This window comes from Pseudomonas sp. LBUM1643 (assembly GCF_059716215.1).
The window spans coordinates 1100213-1124778 of sequence record NZ_CP166813.1 but is presented as its reverse complement, the minus strand read 5'-3'; the positions used below and the strand labels follow the sequence as shown (position 1 = coordinate 1124778).

At 58.6% G+C, this 24566-nt stretch carries 22 protein-coding genes; 15 read left to right on the top strand and 7 right to left on the bottom strand.

Annotation, left to right across the window (positions count from 1 at the left end; all coding sequences use genetic code 11):
- Positions 1-203: 203 nt before the first annotated feature.
- The 3 genes from ACA063_RS04925 to ACA063_RS04915 form a co-directional block, all read right to left on the bottom strand.
- The gene (locus ACA063_RS04925; RefSeq protein ID WP_497664999.1) at positions 204-617 is read right to left on the bottom strand and encodes a response regulator; all 414 of its coding nucleotides are present in this window, start codon (positions 615-617) and stop codon (positions 204-206) included.
- A 211-nt stretch (positions 618-828) separates the two neighbouring features.
- Entirely contained in the window at positions 829-1083 is a 255-nt protein-coding gene (locus ACA063_RS04920; RefSeq protein ID WP_323628657.1) for a DUF1652 domain-containing protein, read from the bottom strand.
- A gap of 217 nt (positions 1084-1300) precedes the next feature.
- Entirely contained in the window at positions 1301-1552 is a 252-nt protein-coding gene (locus tag ACA063_RS04915) for a hypothetical protein (protein ID WP_497664998.1), read from the bottom strand.
- Between the two features lie 519 nt (positions 1553-2071).
- Between ACA063_RS04915 and ACA063_RS04910 the strand changes: the two genes are divergently transcribed.
- Positions 2072-2401 (top strand): hypothetical protein, encoded by a 330-nt coding sequence (locus tag ACA063_RS04910; RefSeq protein WP_497664997.1) that lies wholly within the window; start codon positions 2072-2074, stop codon positions 2399-2401.
- A gap of 239 nt (positions 2402-2640) precedes the next feature.
- Here the strand turns inward: ACA063_RS04910 and ACA063_RS04905 are convergent, their stop codons facing one another.
- Complete coding sequence (locus ACA063_RS04905) at positions 2641-3165, bottom strand: helix-turn-helix domain-containing protein (protein WP_497664996.1); 525 nt, start codon at positions 3163-3165, stop codon at positions 2641-2643.
- A 447-nt stretch (positions 3166-3612) separates the two neighbouring features.
- Between ACA063_RS04905 and ACA063_RS04900 the strand changes: the two genes are divergently transcribed.
- The gene (locus tag ACA063_RS04900) at positions 3613-4467 is read left to right on the top strand and encodes a hypothetical protein (protein ID WP_497664995.1); all 855 of its coding nucleotides are present in this window, start codon (positions 3613-3615) and stop codon (positions 4465-4467) included.
- On the top strand, positions 4460-7750 hold the full coding sequence (locus ACA063_RS04895) for a DEAD/DEAH box helicase (RefSeq protein ID WP_497664994.1): 3291 nt from the start codon (positions 4460-4462) through the stop codon (positions 7748-7750). The genes ACA063_RS04900 and ACA063_RS04895 overlap by 8 nt, the downstream gene beginning before the upstream one ends.
- A gap of 123 nt (positions 7751-7873) precedes the next feature.
- On the opposite strand, the gene ACA063_RS04890 is transcribed toward ACA063_RS04895, so the two are convergent.
- Positions 7874-8200, bottom strand: coding sequence for a hypothetical protein (locus tag ACA063_RS04890; RefSeq protein WP_497664993.1), 327 nt, complete (start codon positions 8198-8200; stop codon positions 7874-7876).
- A gap of 90 nt (positions 8201-8290) precedes the next feature.
- Here ACA063_RS04890 and ACA063_RS04885 point away from each other — a divergent pair, with 90 nt between their 5' ends.
- From ACA063_RS04885 to ACA063_RS04865, 5 genes are all read left to right on the top strand, one after another.
- Positions 8291-8596, top strand: coding sequence for a DUF3077 domain-containing protein (locus tag ACA063_RS04885; RefSeq protein WP_497664992.1), 306 nt, complete (start codon positions 8291-8293; stop codon positions 8594-8596).
- Positions 8597-9326: 730 nt separating this feature from the next.
- Positions 9327-10922: a BCCT family transporter gene (locus ACA063_RS04880; protein WP_497664991.1), complete on the top strand. Its 1596-nt coding sequence runs from the start codon at positions 9327-9329 to the stop codon at positions 10920-10922.
- 109 nt (positions 10923-11031) lie between these two features.
- On the top strand, positions 11032-13041 hold the full coding sequence (locus tag ACA063_RS04875) for a CocE/NonD family hydrolase (protein ID WP_497664990.1): 2010 nt from the start codon (positions 11032-11034) through the stop codon (positions 13039-13041).
- Positions 13042-13124: 83 nt separating this feature from the next.
- On the top strand, positions 13125-14060 hold the full coding sequence (locus ACA063_RS04870) for a LysR substrate-binding domain-containing protein (RefSeq protein ID WP_497664989.1): 936 nt from the start codon (positions 13125-13127) through the stop codon (positions 14058-14060).
- 146 nt (positions 14061-14206) lie between these two features.
- Positions 14207-14542, top strand: coding sequence for a hypothetical protein (locus ACA063_RS04865; protein WP_497664988.1), 336 nt, complete (start codon positions 14207-14209; stop codon positions 14540-14542).
- Between the two features lie 59 nt (positions 14543-14601).
- Here the strand turns inward: ACA063_RS04865 and ACA063_RS04860 are convergent, their stop codons facing one another.
- A complete protein-coding gene (locus ACA063_RS04860; RefSeq protein WP_497664987.1) occupies positions 14602-15489 on the bottom strand; it encodes an EamA family transporter in 888 nt (295 codons plus the stop codon).
- Positions 15490-15607: 118 nt separating this feature from the next.
- Between ACA063_RS04860 and ACA063_RS04855 the strand changes: the two genes are divergently transcribed.
- Positions 15608-16387, top strand: a complete 780-nt coding sequence (locus tag ACA063_RS04855; RefSeq protein ID WP_497664986.1) for an AraC family transcriptional regulator — start codon at positions 15608-15610, stop codon at positions 16385-16387.
- A 184-nt stretch (positions 16388-16571) separates the two neighbouring features.
- Here the strand turns inward: ACA063_RS04855 and ACA063_RS04850 are convergent, their stop codons facing one another.
- Complete coding sequence (locus tag ACA063_RS04850; protein WP_497664985.1) at positions 16572-17393, bottom strand: outer membrane protein OmpK; 822 nt, start codon at positions 17391-17393, stop codon at positions 16572-16574.
- A gap of 667 nt (positions 17394-18060) precedes the next feature.
- Between ACA063_RS04850 and ACA063_RS04845 the strand changes: the two genes are divergently transcribed.
- The 6 genes from ACA063_RS04845 to ACA063_RS04820 all read left to right on the top strand — a co-directional run bounded on the left by ACA063_RS04845 (position 18061) and on the right by ACA063_RS04820 (position 24334).
- Positions 18061-19083 (top strand): ABC transporter substrate-binding protein, encoded by a 1023-nt coding sequence (locus ACA063_RS04845; protein ID WP_497664984.1) that lies wholly within the window; start codon positions 18061-18063, stop codon positions 19081-19083.
- A 75-nt stretch (positions 19084-19158) separates the two neighbouring features.
- Complete coding sequence (locus tag ACA063_RS04840; RefSeq protein WP_497664983.1) at positions 19159-20184, top strand: aromatic ring-hydroxylating dioxygenase subunit alpha; 1026 nt, start codon at positions 19159-19161, stop codon at positions 20182-20184.
- Positions 20185-20244: 60 nt separating this feature from the next.
- A complete protein-coding gene (locus ACA063_RS04835) occupies positions 20245-21084 on the top strand; it encodes an ABC transporter ATP-binding protein (RefSeq protein WP_497664982.1) in 840 nt (279 codons plus the stop codon).
- 110 nt (positions 21085-21194) lie between these two features.
- Entirely contained in the window at positions 21195-21923 is a 729-nt protein-coding gene (locus ACA063_RS04830) for an ABC transporter permease (RefSeq protein ID WP_497666476.1), read from the top strand.
- A gap of 39 nt (positions 21924-21962) precedes the next feature.
- Positions 21963-23393 carry an amidohydrolase family protein gene (locus ACA063_RS04825; RefSeq protein WP_497664981.1) on the top strand — a complete coding sequence of 477 codons (1431 nt, stop codon included), beginning with the start codon at positions 21963-21965 and terminating at the stop codon, positions 23391-23393.
- Entirely contained in the window at positions 23390-24334 is a 945-nt protein-coding gene (locus ACA063_RS04820; protein ID WP_497664980.1) for a PDR/VanB family oxidoreductase, read from the top strand. The genes ACA063_RS04825 and ACA063_RS04820 overlap by 4 nt, the downstream gene beginning before the upstream one ends.
- Positions 24335-24566: the final 232 nt, after the last annotated feature.

The following is a 24566-nucleotide window of genomic DNA, read 5'->3' as shown; positions in this document are numbered from 1 at the left end:
AAAAACATTTTCGAACGCGACAGGCACTCAAAACCAAACTAAAAATCGCGCGTCTCAGCGAAATCCACATCTGCTGACGTGCCGATAAATTTCAGATTTAACGTAGACGCGCGCACTTCAATTTTGACGAAGCGTTTTTACACACTCTGGGCCATAAGCGGTCAGTCGTGACTGTCTGCTGTTGGTAGATACTTCCACCGTCGTTACGAAGTTTTTTGGAGCGGACGACCAGGTTGAAGTTGGTTTGCTACAGCCATCACCAGATCTTCCATAGACCAAGGCTTGTGCAGGTACGCCGTTGAGGTGGGAACAGTTGAGGCATCCAGCGCGTAGCCGGAAGTGAGGATCGTAGCGATGGACGGCCATTTCGTCTTCACCAACGCGACAAATTCGGCGCCTTGCAGTTGACCTGGCAAACCATGATCCGCGATCACGAGCGGACAATCATTCGGCCTGCTTAGCAAGTAAATCAACGCGTCATCGGCGGTTTCAAATGCCAAGGAGTGGAGACCAATCTCGACCAAAATTTCGACCATCAACATGCGAAGTATTGGGTCATCCTCAACAACGATCCCCCGTCCAGATACGGGTGAGAGTTTTTCCCATTCTATGTTCACGCAATGGTTCCTTGTTCGAATGTCGCCACATGCGGTTTTGACACTTCCAGCGTAGGCATTTTTCAAAAACTAACGATCAGAAGGCCGCGAACAAACGTCTCATAATTGAGAGACACAAACGACACCTTTGAGTTGATCGTGGCCATCTCAGTTGCCAGCGATTCTGCCATTATCGATCTCCTCGGCAGCGCCATTTTTATAACCCGGATCACTATTTGGCTAATACCACCGTGCCCGTCGCTTGGTGCGCTGCCATTTCAGAACGAAGCTCACCAATCAAATTTGCAATTGCCCGGCTGGACGTCAGTTCGCTGGTCGTAACCGCAGTGACCAGGAGATCAACCCGCCCAGAGGTCGAATCGAATACCTTGATCATCAAAGATCCGTCCGGATTGGCTGAGCATGTGCAGGAGAGAGGCTGGAATCCACATTCAATAATGTGGCGAAGCTCTAGTGTCGAGATCATGACTCGCGTCCCTTGGGTCGGATGAATGGAATCTAGCTCATTAATATTAGCTGCTGATCCTCGGTATGGGAGGCTGAAGTCATATCTCGTTGCATCTCTCCCCAGTGACCGCAACGGGTCGTTAGCTGCCCTCCGCGAAGGGCAGCTATGGGTCGTTCTTTGCCGGTCAGTACCATGAAGAGCGCTGGTCAAGTCAAATGCAAATGGTCGATTGCATTCAATCCGGCGCCATCATCACCGCGAGCGTCATCCTGATGAATCCCTCATTCTTGTCGATAGCTTCCAGGGCTCCGCGCATTGTTGGCGACACTCTGCCGAGCTTGAGGAGTCCTTTTGGCATAAAAAAGCGCGGGAGCCAAACCAGCAGTGAAGCGAGGTGCCGGTCAAAAAGTATATGCCGCCAGCTCCAATAAACAGAGAAGCTGTGACCAAAGCTGTGACCAAATTGGGTATCAAACTCCAGAAACAAAAAAGGCCCACCTTACGGTGAGCCTAAGTTGTTGATCTATATGGTGCCGGCACCAGGAGTCGAACCCGGGACCTACTGATTACAAGTCAGGCGGTACAGAAGCAGCAGGATCGAAGCTTATGCTATGTTGCGAAGCGGATTTTTGCTCACGTGAATTAGTGCCTGCGAACAAACCGACCGTTCGTCGGACGGCACGCTACCCGCACCACGGCCGGATAGAACATAATCACCGTACGGCCGCTACTTCATTAAAAGAGCCCAGCAGCGGGCACCGTGTATCCCAGCGTGTATCCCTGACTGTATAATCGAGCTGCAAGCCACATGATATATGGAACCCGACAGTCTCCCTCGGGCACCAAAATTAAGAAAGGTCTTGCTTTGCAAGGCCTTTTTTTTCGCCTGCGATAAAGTGGCTGACACCCCGCCGTCCGTGTAGGAGCTGCCGAAGGCTGCGATCTTTTGATCTTGCTTCTCTTCCCCGCCGCCCGCCGTGATGGACTCATTCACAAGGATTCCCCCATGGAATTGCTGCTGGAAACTGTTGCTTTGTTCTGTCTGAAGCTCGCGTATGAGACGGAAGATTCGAGTCCGATTCTGCGGGATGATTTGCTGATGAGCGATTATGAGCGGGAGGTTTTTGGGTTGTTGGTCCGCAGGGAGGATATTGGGACGATCCAGACGAAAGTGGATGAGTGCCTGACGCTAGCGCTGGGTGCGCTCGGTGGTATTGATTCGGTCTTGGGGCGCGAGCTGCATAGGTTGGCGGGGGATTTCAGTGCAGCGAGGACGATGGAGCAGCTTGATGCGCCGCTTATGGCGCTCAACGGCTATCTGAAAGACATTCAATGAATGGAAGCGGCCGACCTAACAAGTGGATGCCCACGAAGCTGAACTAATTTGGTCGCCACGCCTGTCCAAGCTGGCATGATGTTGCACAAAAAATAATGATCGTTTGAACACAAGGCTGATCGACGGCTTTGGGCTGTTTGCAGCGCTTTGTGATAGGCAGAAATCGGCCAGAAGCAGACCATGCCGGCAGTGTGCATTTGGCGAACGGACTTCTGACGTGTAGAAGCCTTCCGGCGCCATCAAAGCAGAGAAGCCGACCCGATTCCAGGCAGCTGGGTCAATTGCGTGCTTTGGAACTCTTGATCCAGCGCGAATCGGAAGGCCGCAGCGATCATAATCTTGCCATCGAAACCCGTCTGTGGACCATTCAGCACCGGTATTAACGATGTAGGCAACCGATTCGCTATTGCACGACGGCATCCTGGCGACGCCCAGTATTCCTGGGCAAGACGGAGAAGGTCATCCTCGTTGCTATCAAGCTCAGACGCCAAAACGGCCCAGCCGTATTGCACAAGCAAAGCCTCGTATCGCTCTACAGTGGCGAGGACTGCAGAAGGCCAGACTTGGAAGCTTTTGCAAACCCTGACGAACGTGTCGAACGGCAGCGGGCTTTTGCCTGATTCAACTTTTGTCCAGGCACTTGGTGTTTTCCCAATCCAGTCAGCTACCTGCGCCTGATGTATGCCTCTCTCGGTGCGAAGCTCCCGAAGGAGGATCGTGCAGATACTGGTGATGGTGGTTACTTTTTCAATTTCGGCTGTCACAGGCTCGACTCCAGGCGGCTTCTCAATGCCCAAAACTATATCTCATTAAATGCCCCGCGGGAACTACAAAGTTCCTGGTGGGAACTAGCATGATCCCTGAGAGAATCTGTAGGCGGCTAGGATATCGTTCGATTGCCTGCTGTGCATGAAGCCCTTAGGTACCTACACTCGTATGCGCGACGCCCTATGATTTGGTTCGCTCTCAGTCTTTAACCGCCGCTTAACAATAGCTGCTTGTTGCGGATTGGAGCCGGCCGGTACTGGCCACATTGTCGACCACCTACATGCTGAGGTAGCGGAATTTTCAGAATAGCTCGGTGCGAAAATCGTAACCCTCTCCACAAGCGCTCTATTGGACTATGATCGGCTGCCAATTAATAGGCTGGAATCTCCCGCTTCGTATTGACGCTCTCCTGAAATAGGATTTTTCTTGGGGTCTCACCTGCTATGCCTATCAGCCTCACGTCGGACAAAACAAAAGCATGTAATTTTTCAGAATGGTCTATCGGCAAAGGCGACCGTGGAAGGCTGGTCGAGATCTTGGCCTATCTGTATCTGCAGCAGGAAGAAAACGCCCAACGCATAATCCGTGCTTTGGAGCCAAGGCCCCGCTCACTCAAGGGAAGGGTTGCTGAGAATGTCATCAGGAAGCTGACGGCACCAAAACAAGCAGACGTTGAAGCTGCTAAGTCGGGAACTGAAAAAGAAAAGGAAGCAGCACAGAAGCGAATCGATACATCAATCTGGCATCGTGATGGGCTTCTCTTTCAGCACATTTCCTGGATTGTTGCCAGGCAGGCGATCCCCGATGGCTACATGACCTCACCGCATGTGCGGCAAGCCGACAAGGGATTTGACGGATTCATCATCGAGTTAGACAAGAGCCAAGAGCGAATTGAACGGATAGTCCTTTGTGAGGACAAGGCTTCCGAAGACCCGCGACCTCTAATCAGAAAAAATGTCTGGCCGGAAATTAAGTCGATTATAAGCGGCGACCGTGACGACGAGATCCTGGCTGATCTAACAACATTGCTGAAAGGCATTCCGGCAATCGATGCTGAAAGTGCAGTTGACGAGATTTTTTGGGAAGGTACTCGTCACTTCAGAGTTTCTGTAGCTACCGGTGAGGACAAGCGCAAGTCAAAAAGCTTCGTACACATAGTAAAAGGATTTGACGACGTAGTGACAGGGACAATTGAAAAGCGAGTTGCAGGTGTTCTGCCATTTGATGATGTTCGTATCGGTCTTGATCTCCTCGCTCAGGAAGTGATCGCCAGGGTGGAGGATATATCCGGTGTTTGACTCAAGCTCTCGCATGCTGCTTCGAGGTGCTCCTGACCTTCCTGATCTAGACCCTGATACGCTTGATGAGCTTTTGACAGAAGCCCACATCGAACTGGCGACGGCACGTCTCATGTCGGCGAATGTTGAAGAAGGATCAAATACGGACGTGTTTGATCGCGTGCGTCGGCTCGCCTCTACCTTCGAGGCATATGTTGCGCTTAATATTCGACCGGAACAGTCAAGCGCCGCAGCTTTTGTATCGGGTACCGCTCATCAGATCCTGTCCCGCTCGCGTGAAACACGATCGGAGCCCACGTTGTTGTCGAGCGATGCCATTGGTTCGGCGATCTCAGCGACGCTTCTGTTTCTCATCGCAGATCGGGCAGCGGATGCAGCTGAAATCGCTGCGCAGCTTAGGGCTAAAGGTGAGCTTAGAGCGGTCAGGCGTTCGCTGATCCTTAGCCTCCGTGAATTCGCCACTGGCAACTTAACTGCAGTGATTGACCGTGATCTTGAGCAAGATCTAATTCGGCGAAGCAATAGCCGCGAATACGCAACCGACCTTCTCCTGAGAGAATGCGCGCACGCTATTCAGGATCTAGCAAACGAAGCCGTAAGTGGCCGCTCTCTCAACAAAGATATCCATAAGCGCCTTGCCCGCGTCGTCAAGTTATCCCAAGCCTCGTCAACTGAACTCGGTTCTGAACTTGAGGGATCGGTGTACCATCAATTTGCAGGTCCTCACCACCTCGCTACCTTGTTAAGTCATCTTGTCGAAGGCGTCCAGGCATCGATGCTCGTGCGCCTTCCAGCACCTTTAGGTGCCAACAACAATGCGTGGAACGAATGGACTAAAACTCAGGCACGTTCAAGACCGTTCTTGTGGGTCAATCATCTCAAGGCGATCAGCACGGGGTATCTAGATCGCGGCCAATCGATGGTGATGACGTCACCGACCGGATCAGGCAAGACTACGCTTTCAATTTTGAAGATTGCAGCCACTCTCTGCGCTGGCGAAAGCGTCGTCTATCTGGCACCAACTCATGCGCTTGTGGATCAAGTTGAGGCGGATCTATCGGGTCATATCGGTGATATAGAACCGGTCAGCGTGGAAGACACTGCTCTGGAGGAGCTGGGGGAAAAGCTACCGCCCTTCTCCGTCATGACGCCTGAAAGGTGCTTGGCCCTTCTAGGCTTCTCGCCGGATCTCTTTGCAAAAGTCGGTCTTATGGTGTTCGACGAATTCCATCTCATCGGTGCGGATGATCCGTCTAGAACTCACAAAATAAATGCGAGGGCGATTGACGCAATGTTGGCGTTACTCACCTTCCTCAAACTCCGAGCGAATGCGGATCTGCTGCTACTTTCGGCAATGGTGGCAAACGGAGAAGAGATAGCGCGCTGGCTTAAAGATGTCACCGGACGCGAAGTCAATGCATTCGATGATCCTTGGAAGCCGACACGCCAGCTCCGTTCTTGCGTCATCTATGACAATTCAAATGTGAAGGAAGCGGTTCATCGTGCCTCCAAGCTGCCAACGAAATCCGCGCGCAAAAGAGTTTTGGTTCAGCCATTGGGGTTGTTTTCCCTGATTTCGGGCTGGCATCCGAAGCGACCAGAGAAGCTTGTTGTGCGAGCTCTGACAAAGCGTACGCCGGCGCTCCTCTTAAATGACAATGGTTACTTGACCTCAAACCGCAACCAAGTCGCAGCACAGATCGCGGCTGACTATGCTGCGCTCGGGAAGCGTGTCATCGTGTTTTGCAATGACATCAAAGCGTGTGGAAGCGTCGCTGATGAAGTCAACAGCATCCTCACGCCCGCGACCGTGCCGCTGGACGAAACGCAGGAGGAGATTCGTAGCGCCATCCTAGAGGATGTAGGATCGGAACATGCAGCCTTCGATCCGACCCTCCGGCGCGCAGCTGTGCATCATGGGGATCTTCTTCCACTGGAAAGAAGGCTCACTGAGAGCGTTTTCCGTGCGCGCCGGGATGGGGAAAGCGCGGCCCTGGGGCTTGATGTGATTGCGGCGACTTCGACAATTGCGCAAGGACTCAACCTTCCCTGCGATGTAGTGGTCCTTGCTGGCACCGACCGCAGTGCTGTCGATGACCCGAACGGCAACCCCCGAACCGATCTACGGCCCCATGAAATATTGAATGCTCTAGGCCGCGCGGGTCGTGCGGCCTATTCGGCTACTGGACTCTCCATCGTTGTACCGGCACAACCAATCCGGGTCGATCCAGACGAGCTCGCCTTCGCTCCACAGTCTGTGCTGAATACCGTTTTCTCCGATCAGGACGCGTGTGAGGAAATATTTGATCCAATTGAACTGCTTTTGGATCAAGTTGAAGCCTCCGTTAATTTGGACGCCAAGATGCAAGCAATGATCCGGCGTCTTTCTTCCGTGACAGAGGACGGAGCAAGTGGCTTTGACGATATCGTGCGAAGGTCCTTGGGGTATTTCCGGAAAAAAGCAGCCAGTGCAGCTGATGCAGACAAGTGGCTGGAGAGACGCCGTACAGCGCTGGAGAAAGCCGAGGAGGCACTTGGCGATCCTCCCGTTCTCGACTGGCAGCGAGAGATCGCTGTGCGCAACGGGATTCCTCCTAGGCTGATCGAGCGACTGGCCGATGCATTACAAGAAACCTCAATGGAAACGGACTCCACTGCCGATTGGATGAGCTGGCTTCTCGATATCATCGCCGAGCACCCATTAGACCTGACCATTTTTGTTAGAGGCGCGGCCCTAGAGTCAGTTTTTGGTCGTGCCTATTCGAACACTAGCAAACCAAAAGAGACCGCTCGCCTAATCCTAAAAACCCTTAAGACACTGGTATCAATGTGGTGCGGCGGCCAATCACTCGTAGAGATCGAGGAGTGGTTGCTGGTCTTTGTCCAAAAACACGAGGGGCAGGTCAGCCGGAAAGCGAGTCGCTCAACAACAGCCCAGCGCGCCCGTCGATTTGCAATACGTATCACCCCTGATCTTGGGTTCTTGTGTGGAATACTCGGGCAAGTTACGAATCATCTGTCGGAGGAAGCAGATGCTCCAAAACGGCCAGTTATTGAAATGCTCCCACAGATGATCAGGGCTGGGGACCATACCCGGCATCATGCAATTCTGCGCCAGTTACAGGCTGTATCCTCCCGCGTCAAAACTTATAAGCGCTGCGAACAATTGCGCTCTAATTTCTCTGCGGGCCCGCAATCTAGCATTGAGGAAATTCGTCACGATGTCACCCTAGCGACACTTGTAGAGGCATTCACAGATTTCGGTAAGGGAGATGATGCGTAGCCGCCGATCTGAGCGAGGCAGGCGCTGACCGGACAGAAGACGGTTGTGGGCGAATGGCCGCTCATGGCCGATAACGGCCTTTGAACGTAGCGGCTTCCAATGCCAAAAAAGGGTGCAGCACATCTATTCGTCTCTAAGCTTGGGCGGCTTGGGATCGATGCCTTCGAAGGTTGCATGTAATGAATCAGGACGATACCCTCCCACAGTCGCTGCAAATTCAGCGACCGGGTGTGGAAACCCGCGTAAATCAAGGCGCAACAGCGCCCCAATCACGTTTGCCGGCGCTATTTTTATGCCAGCAGCGTGAGTTATGGCGGCTGTGCGTGGGACGTCTTCGGGCGTGCCGGTTTCCTTGATTACCGGTTTTCCACCCTGCGCACAGCTGTCACCCATTCGTGTGGAAACGAACGTGACAGCTCCCATATCAAGGAGTTGGATAATGCGCAGCATCAAACCATACGAAGTTTGGCTTCCCCCTTTACGCAATTCCCAACCGCGTAACGCCCTCCCCCATTGCCTCTCCATCCCCGGAGATGCCCAATGACCGACCAACCAAAGCTAACAACCATCGGCCTCACCCCCGCCATCTACTGCGGCGATCAAGCCCTCTTCCACGTCACCTGCAACGTCCCCCTTGGCGATGCATTAATCATGGCGTCCGACTTCCTCTTACTCGCGAAAGCACTCACCAAGGATGCGGCTTACCCAACCGACACGAACTACCACGCCTGTGCTGCGCATTACCTGACGGCGATGGGTATGGCGGTGGTTGATGATGTGCGGAAGGTACTGGAGCGGGATCAGGCTTGCGGGCCGACCTCTAAGCCGAGCGAGGGTGACGCCTGATATTTAGTCGCGCTGAGGCCTGTGTGGTGTGGGGTGCCTGGGATGGTGGTAGTTGATTCAGCATTTATGCTGGCTGGGCTGGGCTGGCGCTATCGCGGGCAAGTCCGGCTCCCACAGGGTTTTTGGTGCGCTGGCGGGCATTGTTGGGCTGTTTGGTGTGAGTGGGTTTTAGGTGCAGCTTTGGGATTTTTGTGTTTGGGTTGGCGCTATCGCCAGCAGGCTGGCTCCTACAGGGGTTGTGTGTGTGGGGCTGGCATCTGGGGTCGGACTTGAGATTTTTCGGGGCTTTTTTACTGTTCGGCTTTGGGTGATTTGGCTTTTGGTTTGAAGCTGATAGCTACTCGGCCCCTTTACCTTGATCCCGTTTTCCTCAAGAAGTGGGGGTGCAAGTTGCCCGCCAAAATTTAGAGGCCTTGCATTGCAGGGCCTTTTTTTCGCCTGTGGATAACATGGATGTAGCAGCATCCAAAACTCACTTCTCTTGATCTCCATGTCCGAGCTGTACGACATTCCAACCGCACGTCATCCCCCATGACCTAACCCCAACACCCCATGACTTCCGGGAATACCCCCATACCCATTCATCGATTGCACCCTGTATCGAATAAACGGTTATCTAAGCCCCAGCGAAGACGCAAAGCGAACCGCCCGCAGCAACACCCTGCCCGGTTCGCACCTAAAAAATGCCTTTTAAGGCGATAAGAATAATCAGTCTGGGGAATCGCACGATATGAAGTATCCATTGCGGCCGTTGGTTTTTTGGCCAACGTTTCTGATTTTGCTGGCAGCGGTGATTGCCAGTTACGTCGACCTGAATGCGTTCCTCGCGGTGAGCAAACAGCTCAATACGATGATCCTCAAGAATTTCTCCTGGCTGTTCAGCGCGGGCTCTTTCGCAATGGTGGTCCTGACTGCGATTGTGTACTTCTCGCCTTTGGGCAAGGTGCGCATCGGCGGCGAGCAGGCCCAGCCGTTGTTGAGCAAGTGGCGCTGGTTCATGGTCGCGTTGTGCACCACGCTGGCGGTGGGTGTGCTGTTCTGGACCACGGCCGAGCCGCTTTATCACCTGTATTCCCCACCCAGCAGCATGGCGATCGAGGCGGGTTCGGCGGCGGCGAAGACTTTCGCGATGTCGACGATGTTCCTGCACTGGACCATCACCCCTTACGCGATTTATCTGGTGCCTTCGCTGGTGTTCGCGCTGGTGTTCTACAACCTGCGCGCCAACTTCTCTATTGGCTCCATGCTGCAACCGTTGCTGGGTGCCGCACGGGTCAAACGCTATGCGGGGCTGATCGACACCCTGGCCATGTTTGCGCTGGTCGCGGGTATGGCGTCCTCTCTGGGGACCGGCGCGTTGACCCTGGCCGGTGGCCTGAGCCAGTACATCGGCGGTGACACCACGCCGCTGCGTCTGGCGATCATCATTGGCGTGATCGTCATCACCTTCGTCGCCTCGGCCGCCAGTGGTTTGCAGCGCGGCATCGTGATGCTGTCGTCATTCAATACCTGGATCATGCTGGCGCTGGGGTTGTTCGTGCTGCTCTGCGGTCCGACGCTGTTCATGATCAGCCTGGGCGTCGAGTCCCTGGGCGTTTACCTGGACACTTTCTTCAGCCGCAGCCTCTTCACCGGCGCCGCGAGTGGTGACAGCTGGCCGCAAAGCTGGACGGTTTTCTACTGGTCGGTCTGGTTCGCCTGGGCCCCGGTCAGTGCCTTGTTTCTCGGCAAGATCGGTCGTGGCTACACCGTCCGCGAGTTCATCCATATCAACATGCTCTACCCGGCCCTGTTCACCGCGCTGTGGATCTGCATTTTCTCCGGTTGCAGCCTGTACTTCGACGCGCTGGGCGATGGCAGCTTGAACCGTGTGCTCAACGAGCAAGGCGTCGAGCACGTGCTGTACCAGATGTTCCAGCAGTTGCCGGCCAGTGGCCTGATGGTCGCTTTCCTGTTGTTCATCGCGTTCATTTCTTTTGTCACGGCAGCGGACTCCAGCACCGACGTGATCTCCAACCTGTGCAGCAAGGGCGTCACCGCGGATTCGGATCTGGACGGTAACCCGATGCTCAAAGTGGTGTGGGGCGTGATCATCGGGACGGTGTCGTGGGTGATGGTGGCCTTCGTCGGCATCGACGGGGTGAAGATGCTTTCCAACCTGGGTGGGCTGCCGGGGATGATTCTGGTGCTGCTGGCGAGTACCTCGCTGATTTACTGGCTGAGGAATCCGGCGCTGCTGGACGTGAAAACCGTCCCTGTCAGCCAGGCCACCCGAGCCCGGGAGATGCCCGTCGGTGCCACCCCAACGCCGGAGCTCTCGCGATAAAACCGCCTCTGGCCTGACCCCTTCACGTTTCAGCAAGCGCCTGCCTCCCCGATGTTTGGGGGAGGCATTGGCTCGCGATCAAATCTTGAATATTGCTTTGGAGTCTCCGATGGAAATCATCACCGAGTTTGCCCACACGGTTCGTGAAATCGAGCATTGCCTGATCCCGTTGCGCGATGGCACTCAATTGGCTGCGCGTATCTGGCTGCCCGAAACGGCGGGTGAGCAGGCGTTCCCGGCGATCCTCGAGTACCTGCCTTATCGCAAGCGTGACGGCACTGCCGTGCGCGATGCGCTGACCCACCCGTGGATGGCCGGCCAGGGTTACGTGTGCATTCGTGTGGACATGCGCGGCAACGGCGAGTCCCAAGGTTTGATGGCCGACGAGTACTTGCTCCAGGAACAGAATGACGCGCTGGAAGTGATCGAGTGGCTGTGCCAGCAATCCTGGTGCGACGGCAACGTCGGCATGATGGGCATCTCGTGGGGCGGCTTCAACGGTTTGCAGGTGGCGGCGCGTCAACCTGAAGCCCTGAAGGCGATCATAACGTTGTGCTCCACCGATGACCGTTATGCCGATGACATCCATTACAAGGGCGGCAACCTGCTGATGGAGAACTTCGGCTGGGCGGCGACCATGCTCAACTTCAGCGCAGCGGTGCCCGATCCATTGCTGGTCGGCGAAAGCTGGAAAGCCCTGTGGCAGGAGCGTCTGGACGCCATGCCGTTGCTGGCCGAGACCTGGCTGCAACACCAGACGCGCGACGACTACTGGCGCCATGGTTCGGTGTGTGAGGATTACTCGGCGATCAAGGCGGCGGTCTACGCCGTGGGCGGTTGGGGCGATGCGTACAAGAATGCCGTCCCGCGCCTGATGGAAAATCTGCAGTGCCCGAAAAAAGCCATGATCGGGCCGTGGATTCACAAGTACCCGCACTTTGCGGTGCCCAACCCGGCCATCGGTTTCCTGCAGGAAGCCAAGCGCTGGTGGGATCACTGGCTCAAGGGTATCGACAATGGCGTGATGGACGACGCCGCATGCACGTTCTATCTGCAAGATGTACTGCCTCCCAAGGGCAGCTACGCCGAGCGTCCGGGCATATGGGTCCAGACCACCGGCTGGCCTGATCCGCAGATTCAATGGACGGACTTCAGCCTCGAGGATCAAGGTTTGAGCCTGGGCCAACAGTCGTTGAGCGCTTCACGCAGCGTCTGCTCGCCGCTGACCACCGGGCTGCATCAGGGCGAATACTGCGCGATCTGGTTTGGCCCCGATGGTCCGACCGATCAGCGCCGCGACGATGCCCAGTCCCTGTGCTTCGACTCGCAACCGCTGACTGAGCCGCTGGCGTTGCTGGGCGATGTACGCCTGAAGTTGCGCCTGAGCAGCGACACCGCCTGTGGCCAACTGGTCGCCCGACTCAACGCCGTAGCGCCGGACGGTCAGGTCAGCCAGATCACCTATGGCGTGCTGAACCTCAACCTGCACGACGACTTCGCCCAGCTGACGCCGCCTGTGCCGGGCGAGCCAATGGACGTAATGTTGAGCCTGGATCAGGTGGGTGTCCGACTGCCGACCGGTTACCGATTGCGCCTGGCGCTCAGTACCGCCAGTTTCCCGCTGCTGTGGCCGAGCCGCGAACTGACCACCCTGACCTTGTTGCCCGGGCTGCAAAGCGTGCAGCTGCCGGTGTTCACCGGTGAGGCGGTGGAATGCCCGTTCGAAGCGCCGCAAAGTGCGCCACCGGCAGCGTTGGAAGTGCTGCGAGCAGCCGCGCCCAAGCGCACCTTGATCGAAGATGTCAGCAGCGGCGAAATGTGCGTGCGCATCGAAGACGATCTGGGTGCGGTGCGCTTCCTCGACCATGGCTTGTGGGTCGATCAGCGTTGCACCGAGGAATACCGCACCTTGCCGTGGGACCCGTTGTCGACCCGTGCCGATATTCAGTGGCAATACCGCGTCGGGCGCGAGCAATGGTCAGTCGAGGTCGACAGCAGCCTGCACCTGCGCGCGGATGATCAATGGTTCTACGTGGAGGCCGAGCAGGTGGCGCGGGAGAACGGCGAGCAGGTACATCATCGCCAATGGAGCAAACGCGTCGCCCGGGTCGCACTGTGAGGCCGGGAATGGCAGGATGCTCCGGAATCTGATTACCGGTCGACCCCAGTTCGCTGGGGTTACCTCTTGCCATTGGATACCTCATGTCGCGCCGAAACGTCGATCTCCCACCGCTCAACTGTCTGCAGACTTTTGAGGCCGCCGCCCGTCATTTGAGTTTTACCCAGGCCGCCCACGAGCTGAACCTGACCCAAAGCGCGGTCAGCCGACAGATAAAACGTCTGGAAGAAGACCTTGCGCGCCCGCTGTTCCACCGTCTGGCGCTGGGCATCAGCCTGACGCCGGCCGGCGAGCGTTACTTCCGCACCATCCAGCGACTGTTGCGCGAGCTGGATCGCGAATCCGCCGAACTGCGCCGCCGTGGGGCGGATCGGCAACTCACCCTGGCCAGCACGCCGACCATCAGTTCGATCTGGCTGGCAGCGCTGTTGCCACACTTCCAGAGCCAGCACCCGGACCTGGACATCCGCATTCTGTGCAGCGAAAGCCCGAGCCACCTGGACGTCAGCGAATACGACCTGGGCTTGTTCTATCACCTTGACGAATTGCCCGCGCCCCATGGTCTGGAGCTGTCACCGGTGTTTGAAACCGAGGAAGTGATCGCCGTCTGCAGCCCCGGTTATCTGCAGCGCCGAGGCGAGATTCGGGACGCGCAACATCTGCTTGAAGCCCACACCCTGCTGATCGTGGAAGACCATTACCACGACTGGCTGACCTGGGCCGACTGGTTCTCCGATGCCGGCGCCAGCTACCACAGCCCGAGGCACGCCTTGCGCACCAACAGCTACCAATTGCTGATGCAGTCGGCGGTCATGGGCCAAGGGGTATCCCTGGGCTGGAAAAGCCTGCTTGAAGGCGAACTGGCGTCGGGCCGCCTGCAGATGGCATTACCCCACAGCATGCGCAGCCGCGGCCGCCTGTACCTGATGCAACCGCACCACCGCAACCCGCTGCCTGCCGTTCGCAGTTTCCAGCACTGGTTACTGGCGCACGCCGACGCTTTGAAAACAAACCCCTGATGTTTCGCCTTGGGTCATCACGATCAATAGACGTCAGCGCTAACAAGAGGGGGCATAGGTGTCAAAAATGCCAAAAGCGCGAACCCTTCCGGTAAAGTGCCGCTCCCCGGTAATTGGATCCGGGCGCTTTTCCATGGAGTAACACCTTGAAGTCCTTCGGTAAAATCATCGCTTCTGCAGTATGTGGTTTGGTTCTTGCGGGCTGCACCGGCACCGCTATGAAGTCCCCGCACTACGATAGCAATCAGTACACCGTCGTTGGCCACAGTGAGGCTAGCGCTACAGGCCTGATGCTGTTCGGTCTGATCCCGATTCGTCAGAACAGCCGTTTTGTTCGCGCACAGGATGCTGCAATCCAGGCCAAAGGTGGCGATGCACTGATCAATACTCAAGTGCAGGAAAAGTGGTTCTGGGCCTGGGTCCTGAACGGCTACACCACCACCGTCTCCGGCGATGTGATCAAGCTGAAAACTGCTAACTAAGCAGCGCTCGGTTCGAGAAAGCCCGGTTCGCCGGGCTTTTAGCACTCCCCCCCGCAGTTTCAGGTCCACCTAGACAGCGACACGCGCAAAATCCCGCGCCCTTTCAGTGTCCCCACGACCAGCGACGACAGTATCAACACAATCGAAAGCCCTTCATTGAAACCCACTTGATGCCCAAGCATCAGCATCGACCCTGCGATGCCGAATACCGGAATCAACAACGACAGCGGCGCGACCTTGGACACGGGATACTCGCGCAGCAACAGGTTCCAGCCCCAATAACAAAAGTGCGTCGCCGCGTAGACCTGGAACAACAGGGAGAACACGGCCATCCACTCAAAGTGCGTGACCAGCGCGCTGAACGGCGCCGAGCCATGGGCCAGCCAGGTAAGCGCCAGCAAGGGAATCGGCGGGAACAGGCTGGCCCACACCACGAAGGCAAACATTTCCCGGACCTTCGACTGTTTGATGATGACGTTGCCGACGCTCCAGCTGAATGCACTCACCAGCAACAATCCATAACCGAGTGTCGTGCCTTCGCCGGGGCTGCTGAAGATCAGGTTGATCAAGCCCAATACGGCGAGCCCTGCACCCAGCGCCTGCCCCAGGCTCAACTGCTCGCGAAACAGCAGCACGCCCCAGCCCATCGTGAAAAAAGCACTGAACTGGATCAGTAGGGCAGCGCTTCCCGGCGGCACGCCCAGCTCGATGCCCAGGTTGATCAGCGCCCACATCGCGACCCCGAATATCATTCCATAGGCCGCCAGCCAACCCATGGCGATCGATGGCCGCTTGACGAAAAACACCCACGGCAACGCCGCCAGGGTAAATCGAAGCGCCGTCAGCAACAGGGGATCCACAGCGGCCAGTCCCAGTTTGGTAATGGGGAAATTCAGGCCCCAGAGGACCGTGACCAGCAGGGCCAGGGCCAGGTGTTTCTTTTGCATTGCGTTCCAGCTCCAGCAGCGGGGTCGGCGGCGGTAGGTGCCAACCAGGGCGCCACTATGAGCAATGGAGCGGGTGGCTCGCTTGCACTCTCAGGTCATAAATCATTAAATTCGGGCCATGCGCGAAACTGATATCGATTCCTACGAAAATACCCCCCGCGACGCCGTGGTCACGGCGAATGACTACCGCGATGGGCAGCACTTTGCGCTGCATACCCATCGCCGTGGACAATTTGCCTACGCCGCCTGCGGTGTTATCACGGTGTTCACCGATCAGGGCAACTGGGTCGTGCCCCCGCAAAGGGCTATCTGGGTACCGGCGGGTGTGCCACACGAGATGAGCATGAACGGGCCGGTGACCATGTTGAACACCTACATTCGTGATCCCGCCGCCGCCCGGCTGAGCCTGCCTGCGCACTGCCAGGTAGTCGGCGTCTCGACGCTGCTTCGGCATCTGCTGATCCGGGCCATGGACGTTCCGGCGCTCTATGCCGAGGACAATCGGGAAGGTCACTTGATGGCCTTGCTGCTCCATGAAATAGCCGACATGGCACCCCTTTCGCTCAATGCACCGCTGCCAAGTGAGCCAAGGCTGGTACAGGCCTGCCGTCAGTTGCTCGAGCATCCGTCGCTGGAAGTCGGGATTGACGAGATGACCCGGCAGGTCGGCATGAGCCGCCGCACCTTCACCCGGCTGTTTCGTCAACAAACCGGTATCAGCTTCGTCGAATGGCGCCAGCAGGCGTGCTTGCTGATGGCCGTGGTGCGTTTGGGTAATGGGGAGTCAATTACGCGGGTAGCGACGGATCTGGGCTATAGCAGCCCGAGTGCGTTCACCAGTGTTTTTCGTCGCGTGCTGGGTGAGGCGCCCAGTCGGTATTTTCCGAAAACCGTTTGAAGCCGCCACGGGCTCCATTTCCTGCAGGCAAGAGTCGGTGCTTTTTTTTGGTGGCTGGCCTGGCCCCTTCCGCCAAAAACGCAGTTCCCCACACGCCATGCAGAAAACGGCGACGAAATTCAGGCAGGAGGAAACCGGGGCACTACACGCCCCGGCCAAACGCACTACCCGTCACGCGCGCCTGTCAAAAATGCACTTTCAGCAAGAGACTCACGGCGTTCTGATCCGTAGGGAATCCCGAGTTGTCTTCAATTCCGTATTTGTTAGACCAGTAATCCCACTCAAGCCCCGCATAAAAACGCTTCTGCTGTTGCCCCAGCGCTTTGCCCACGTCGTATTTGACCTGTGGATTGAAGTGAAAGCTCTTGGCGACGTAGTTGGAGGTGCCTTTGTTGCCGACGTCGTTGACGTACCACTCCAGGTAGCCATCGAAGAGGATGTCTGAGCGTCCCACGGGGAGCGTCATCGACCAGGTGGGGTTGATCTGCCATTGGCCGGAGGCCTTGCCGGTGATGCCGTCGGGTTTGCGGTAGTAGGTGTTCAGGGAGAAGCGATCGAAGCCAGGCAGGGCGAGGTCGAGAGCCGGGCCAAGCAGGTATTTGCGGTTGCGATTTTCGCCGCGTTCGTAGGTGGCGGCGATCAGCACGTCCTTGACAATGCCATAGCTCAACGACCGGTTGCTGATTTTTCCCAGGGACAGCCGCGGGGAGAATTCGCCGTAGTAAGTATGGCCGTCATTGCCCGAGAGGCCGTTGGACCATTTGTTGTCGACGAACATGAAGATGTCGCCCCAGGTCCATCCGCTGGCGTGTTCGAAGGTCACGGTTTGCTGGGTGTCATCGCCCGTACCGTCGACTTTGAAGTGCTGGCCGTAGAGGTAGCTCAAGCTGTTGTCGTTCCACAACAACGGGCCGGCTTCGACGCTGGCGCTGGCCAGGGCGCACAGCGGCAGCAGGCTGCGACGCAACAGGGAAGGTGCTATGGACGGAATACGAAATGCGGTCATGGAATGCCCTTGTCAGGTGATTGGCGGATATCACCGGCAAGGGCTGCCCGAGCTGCAGGTCAGCACTGTTCTGGCCCTCGACTTTCGTTGAGGTGCGACCCTTGCCGGGTACGCGGCGTAATGCCGCCAGAGCAATGCCCTGCACCCTGGGTCCTGATCGGAGCCGCTCAGTGCTGACCGCTTCTACTCGATTCGGAACTTAGCATGGGTTGTGCCAACTGTTGAATACAATCTGCAGCCCTTCTCCAGCACAATCCTCCTCTCAAAATGAACACGCGAGCACCCATGGGTTGCGCACCAACTCGAGGCTCAGCCCCTGGAGTTCGCACCGTCTCGATACGTCTTCCCATGGCTCGCCGAGCGCCTGACACGCCGAATCCCCTGCCGGCGGCCCTGCAACGACTTGGCACACTTCTGGCTATGACTCCTCTCGAGTAGAAGCGGTCAGTGCCAGCAATGGCACCGGGCATTGCTCTTGCGCCCTTCCCTGTGGGCGTACGTCCGATTGGATGCTTGAACGCGGCGCCAGCGCCCCGGGCAAGAGAGAAGTGTCAGCCGTGTATCTACGCCTTGGCGCCCTCTTTCTTCCCACGTTCTTTCCGATCGGTCCCTCGCTGGCGTGCCGATGGGTGCGCGGCGGTTTTCGAATCGTTGTGGAGAACACATCATGAAAATTCGCTTTGCCTTGGGTCAACCGCTTCGCTCGCTACTGGCCATGGCCCTGGTGCCCGCTGCCCTGATCGCCTCTCCATTGGCCATGGCCAATGACAAGGTGGTGCTACTTACTTCGTGGTATGCCCAGGCCGAACAGGGTGGTTTTTATCAGGCCCTGGCTGATGGCTTGTACGAGAAAGAAGGCCTGGACGTGACCATTCGCATGGGTGGGCCGCAGGTCAATGGGATGCAGCTGCTGGTGAACAAGCAGGCCGACTTTATCGTCAACTACGACCTTCAGATCCTCAAGAGCGTGGAGCAAGGCCTGCCGGTGGTGGCCGTGGCCGCGCCTTTTCAAGGTGACCCTCAGGGTCTGTTGACCCATGCCGATGTCAGCGGGCTGGACGCCTTGCAGAACAAGCAGGTGCTCGTGTCCACCTCCGGCCAGCAAACCTGGTGGCCTTGGCTCAAGGGCAAATATCAGCTCAAGGACAGCCAGGCCCGTCCCTACACCTTCAACCTCCAACCCTTCCTCGCGGACGCCAACACCACGCAGCAGGCCTACGCCAGCTCCGAGTTGTTTCAGGCCTTAAAGACCGGGGAGAAAGCCAACTTCTTCCTGTTTGCCGACGCCGGTTACCCGCCCTACGGCTCAACCCTGGTCACTCGCCAGGACGTGATCGATCAGCATCCTGACCGGGTCCAGCGCTTTGTTCGCGCCTCGATGGAGGGCTGGAAGCGCTACCTGGACAACCCGAGCGCCAACAACCTGATCAAGGCCGACAACCCGAACATGAGCGATGAACTGCTCGCCTGGGGCGTGTCGACCCTCAAGCAATACCGCCTGGTCACCGGCGGTGATGCCGCCACCCAAGGCATCGGCGTAATGAGCGATGCGCGCTGGCAGGCCACCCGCAATTTCATGGTCGAGGCCGGCCTGCTCGGTGCCGATGCGCCTTGGCAGAAGGCCTACACCACGCGCTTCGTGCAGGACTTGAAGGTGCTGCCTGCCGCCGAACAGTCCGCCAGCCGCTAAGCCCGATTGCACGACTGCTGAACCCATAGCCCGAGCCCAAGAGCCGGCTGAATGAATACCGTGAGGACACTTGTTATGTTGGTCACCAAACAACCTGTATTGCGTCGCTTCTGGTACGCCCTGCTGCCGATGACCGCGCTGGATGCCGGCCCGCAGCCTTTCACTTTATTGGGTGAGGCCCTGGTGCTGTGGAAGCGCCCCGACGGTACCCCGGTGGCCATGCGCGACCGTTGCTGCCACCGCACCGCCAGGCTTTCCAAGGGTTTTGTCAGCGAGGATGGCAACATTGCCTGCGGCTATCACGGCTGGGAATACGACTGCACCGGCACCTGCGTAAAGATCCCGCAAAACCCCGCGGGCATGATCCCTCCGGGCGCCTCCGTCCAGGCCTTTCACTGCCAGGAAAAATACGGTTATGCCTGGGTCGCCCTCGACGATCCGCTGCAACCGATTCCCGAGTTTCCCGAAGACGGCGCCCCAGGCTACCGACGCATCTTCCAGTTTTATGAAGAGTGGAAGACCAGTCCGCTGCGGGTCATGGAAAACTCCTTCGATAACTCACACTTTTCCTTCGTCCACAAAGCCAACTTCGGTCTGTTCGATCAGCCGGCACCAGCAGGCTACGAGTTTCGCGAAACCGACTATGGCTTCGAGGCGGAGACCCGGGTGCCGATCCGCAACCCCGAGGAAAGCTTTCGCATCACCGGCACGCGCGAACCGATCACTCAGCGCCATCTGATCAACCGCTACTACCTGCCCTTCTCCCGTCGATTTGGCTGCATGTACCCGGACAGCGGCATCCACCACATCATCTACAACTGCGCGACGCCCATGGAAGACGGGCGCCTGATGCTGGTGCAGTGGCTGTACCGCAACGACAGCGAGGAGCAATGCTCGACCCGGGAACTGATCGATTGGGACGCGGCGATCACCGCCGAAGACCGCGACATCCTTGAAGCCACCGATTACGACGCCTGTGTCGATACTCGCCGGCGCGTGGAACTGCACATGCCGTCGGACAAGCCTGGACTGGTGATTCGCCGGCAACTGCTGGGCCTGCTTGAAGCCCATGGCGAAAGCGAAGTGTTTCTCAGCCACTGATTCCAGCGCCCCGGTGCGCCGGGGCTTTTCCGGTCGCTCATGACCCCAGGGGAGAGCGCTATGTTGATGCAAACCATTCGTCCGGCCAGCGCGCGGCCACACGCGTTGCCCGACACCGACAGCGTCGGTGTACAAACACCGCTGTTCGCCAACCAGCTGGAAAAAACCTACAGCAATGGCACCCAGGCCTTGAGCCGAGTGAAGCTGGCGATTCAACGCGGGGAGTTCGTGTCATTGCTCGGTCCTTCGGGCTGCGGCAAAAGCACCTTGCTGAAGATGTTCGCCGGCCTCGAACAACCCTCCGCCGGCCATGTGCGCTGGTGGGGCAAGGAGAGCCCGGCCAGCCCGACGCAAGGGCAAAGCCTGGCCATGGTGTTTCAGGATGCAACCCTGATGCCATGGGCCAGGGTCAGCGACAACGTGCGCCTGCCCCTCGACCTGGCGGGTATTCCCAAGGCACAGAGCCAGCCCAAGGTAGACGCCGCCCTCGCGCTTGTCGGCCTGGACGGTTTCAGTCAGGTGTACCCGCGGGAGCTGTCCGGCGGCATGCAAATGCGTGCGTCCATCGCGCGAGCCCTGGCCACCGAGCCCAATCTGCTGTTGATGGATGAACCCTTCGGCGCTCTGGACGAATTCACCCGCAACAAGCTCGACAGCGATCTGCGCCAGTTGTGGGCCAGCCGCGACCTGACCGTGGTGTTCGTCACCCACAGCATTTTCGAGGCGGTGTACCTGTCGTCGCGGGTGGTGGTGATGGGGGCTCGCCCCGGCCGGGTGATCGCCGATATCGAGATCGATGGCCCCCTGGAGCGAGACGAGGCCTACCGCACCTCCCCGGCCTTTATCGAGCAGTGCGCACGCCTGTCGCGGCTACTGGCACAGGCCAATGGCGACCTTTGATTTCACTTTGAGAATTTCATTTTGAGAGCCCGATCATGAGCCCATCCTTTACTCCCTGGTTGCGTCACCCCACGGTGTTGCGCATTGTCTCGCCGCTGCTCCTCGGCGCCGTGTTGCTGGGCCTGTGGCAGCTGGCCTGCGTGGCCTGGCAGGTGCCGGTGTACCTGGTGCCCTCCCCGGCCGACATCGGCCGCACCCTGATCAGCGATGGCCCGATGCTGTTCGCAGCGTTGTGGATGACCTTGAAGATCACCTTCTTCTCGTTCGCCCTCGCGGTACTAATCGGCACCCTGGCGGCCTTTGTCTTCGTGCAGAGCCGAGTGCTGGAAGCCAGCCTGTTTCCTTACGCCATCCTGTTGCAAGTCACGCCGGTGGTGGCGGTGGCGCCGCTGATCATCATCTGGTGCAGCAACACCACGGTGGCGTTGGTGATTTGCGCGACCCTGGTAGCGATTTTCCCGATCATCGCCAACACCGTCCTCGGCCTGCGCAGCGTCAACCCCGGCCTGCTCAACCTGTTTCGCCTGAACCGCGCCAGCCGCTGGCAGATTTTGCTGCGCCTGCGCATCCCCAGCGCCTTGCCGTGCTTTTTCGCCGGGTTGCGCATTGCCAGTGGGCTGGCGTTGATCGGCGCGGTAGTGGCGGAGTTCGTTGCCGGCACCGGAGGCACCGGCGCAGGGCTGGCGTACCAGATTCTCCAGGCTGGCTTTCAACTGAATATTCCACGGCTTTTCGCCGCTTTGCTGCTGATCGCCCTGACCGGCGTCGCGCTGTTCAGCCTGATGGCTTTGCTGGCCCGGTTGAGCCTGCGCAGCTGGCACGAAAGCGAACTTGGCTAACCCTTTGAGTCCGCGCAGGCGCGGCGTATGGAGCCTCACATGAAGTTTGAAGACAGCTGGCTGGTGCGTAACGCCAGCGCCATTCTCACCGGGTTATCCGGCGCGGCGGCGCGCCATGCCGGGCCCGATATTCGCATCATCGACGGCCGCATCGCCGCCATCGGAGCACTGAAAGCCCTGCCCGGGGAGCGTGTGCTGGATGCCACCGATTGCGTGGTATACCCGGCGTGGGTCAATACACACCATCACCTGTTCCAGTCGTTGCTCAAGGGTATTCCCGCGGGTATCGACCAGAGCCTGGGGGCGTGGCTGGGAGCCGTGCCCTATCGCTATCGCGGCGCATTTGACGAGCAGAGCTTTCGCCTGGCCGCGCGCATTGGTCTGGTGGAGTTGGCGCGATCCGGCTGCGCCACCGTTGCCGACCACCATTACCTGTACTTGCCGGGCATGGCCTTTGACAGTGCCGAGGTGCTGTTCGAGGAAGCCGAACGCCTGGGGCTGCGTTTTGTTCTGTGCCGTGGCGGCGCCACACAAGCGCGGCAAGCCGAAGGCAAGATGACGGCTGGCCCGGAGACCCTCGAACAGTACCTGGACGACGTTGAACGCTTGGTGCGGCGTTACCACGACCCGGCCGCCGATGCCTGGCGCCGGGTGGTGATGGCGCCCACCAGCCCGCCCTATTCCATGCCGGCGGAGCACCTGCGGGAAACCGCCCGGGTCGCCCGGCGGTTGGGCATTCGCCTGCACAGCCATCTGAGCGAAACCGTCGAATATCAGAACGAGGTGCAGCAGCGCCACGGCATGTCACCCGTGGCGTTCTGTGCCGAGCAGGAGTGGCTCGGGCCGGACGTGTGGTTTGCCCATCTGGTGAAACTCGACGCCGAAGAAATGCAGATGCTGGGAGCCAGCGGCACGGGCATCGCCCACTGCCCGCAAAGCAATGGCCGCCTGGGCAGCGGCATCGCCGATGTGGTGGCCATGGAGGCCGCCGGGATGCAGGTGTCGATCGGCGTGGATGGCGCCGCCTCCAACGAGGCCTGCGACATGATCAGCGAAACCCACGCCGCCTGGCTGATGCAGCGGGCCAAGGCCGGCGAACGGACCCGCCCGCGCTATGCCGGCGGTGACGAGGAAGGCGGTGCCCACGTGGCCACGGTGGAAGATGTGGTGCGTTGGGGGACCGCCGGCGGCGCCAAGGTACTTGGCCTGGATGCCGTGGGCAGCCTGCAGGTTGGCATGACGGCCGACCTGGCGATCTACCGCCTGGATCAGCCGCGCTACTTCGGCCTCCACGACTCGGCGATCGGCCCGGTGGTGGGTGGTGGGCGCCCGACCTTGCGCGCCTTGCTGGTGGGCGGGCGGTTGACCGTGAACAATGACCAATTGCCCGACCTCGACCTGGCCGAACTCGGCGCCCAGGCCCGGGACGCGGTGCGTCGCTTGCAACAGGCCGCAGGAGTACGCGCATGAGCTGGTCCGCGTTGCAGGTGCGTAGCCTGCGCCTGGAAGCCGAGGATGTGCTGGGCATTGAGCTGGCCCCGGTCGACGCTGCGCCCCTGCCCTTTTCCTGGGTCGCCGGCGCCCATGTCGACCTGCGCCTGGGCAACGGCGCAGTGCGCCAATACTCGGTGCTGAGCCTGCCGGAAGATGGCCACCTGTACTTGGGAATCAAGCGCGAGCCGGACTCTCGGGGTGGCTCGCGCTGGCTGCACGAGCAACTGCGCCTGGGTGCGCAGATCGACGTCGGTGCGCCACGCAATCTGTTTGCCCTGCAGCCGGGCGACGGGCCGGTGACGTTAGTGGCGGCAGGAATCGGTATAACTCCATTGTTGCCGATGTATCGCCAATGCCTGGCCGAAGGACGACCCGTGCGCTTGCTCTACTTCACCCGGGATGCACGACACGCGCCTTTCATCCAGCGCCTGGGCGCCGACGTCCAGTGGTACGGCGGGTTGCGCGCCGGGCAGATCGCCGAGCTGCTGGCCGGGCAATTTCCCGCGTGGCAAACCGCTGCCGGTTTGTACTGCTGCGGCCCGACAGGTTTCATGGACAGCGTCGAACAGGCGGCGCTCAAGGCGAACTGGCCGGCGACCGCGTTGTATCGCGAGCACTTCCAGGCCATGCAGCCCGCAAACCTTGAGGCACAGAGCTTTTCACTGGCGCTGCGACGCAGTGGTTGTGAGGTTCAGGTGCAATCAGGGGAAAGCCTGATCCAGGCGGCTGCTCGGGCCGGGGTCAGTCTGGAATTCTCCTGCGGCATGGGCATGTGCGGCGCTTGCGTCTGCCGAGTCCTTGCAGGCGAACCGGAGCACCGCGACGAGTGCCTCAGCGACGCCCAGCGCCAAAGCGGTGACTGGATCGCGCCCTGCGTGTCCGGCTGTCGTGGCCAACGGCTGGTGCTGGACGTTTGAAACAGGCAGGCAGGGCGCTTCCTACCGCACTCATCTAGACTCAATACAAGGTCGTGGAAAGAACCGAACACGTCGCTTTTGTGCAGAGGATTCAAAAGCGCCGTGGCAAGCTGCCTTTTATGCCCTTATAGAGGTGCGGCAAAGACCGCACCGGGCACAACAAGATGCCCGCTCAGGGTGCCCTGGCCAACGGCCTGAAAATCCACGATACCGTGACGTGGTGTGAATGCCG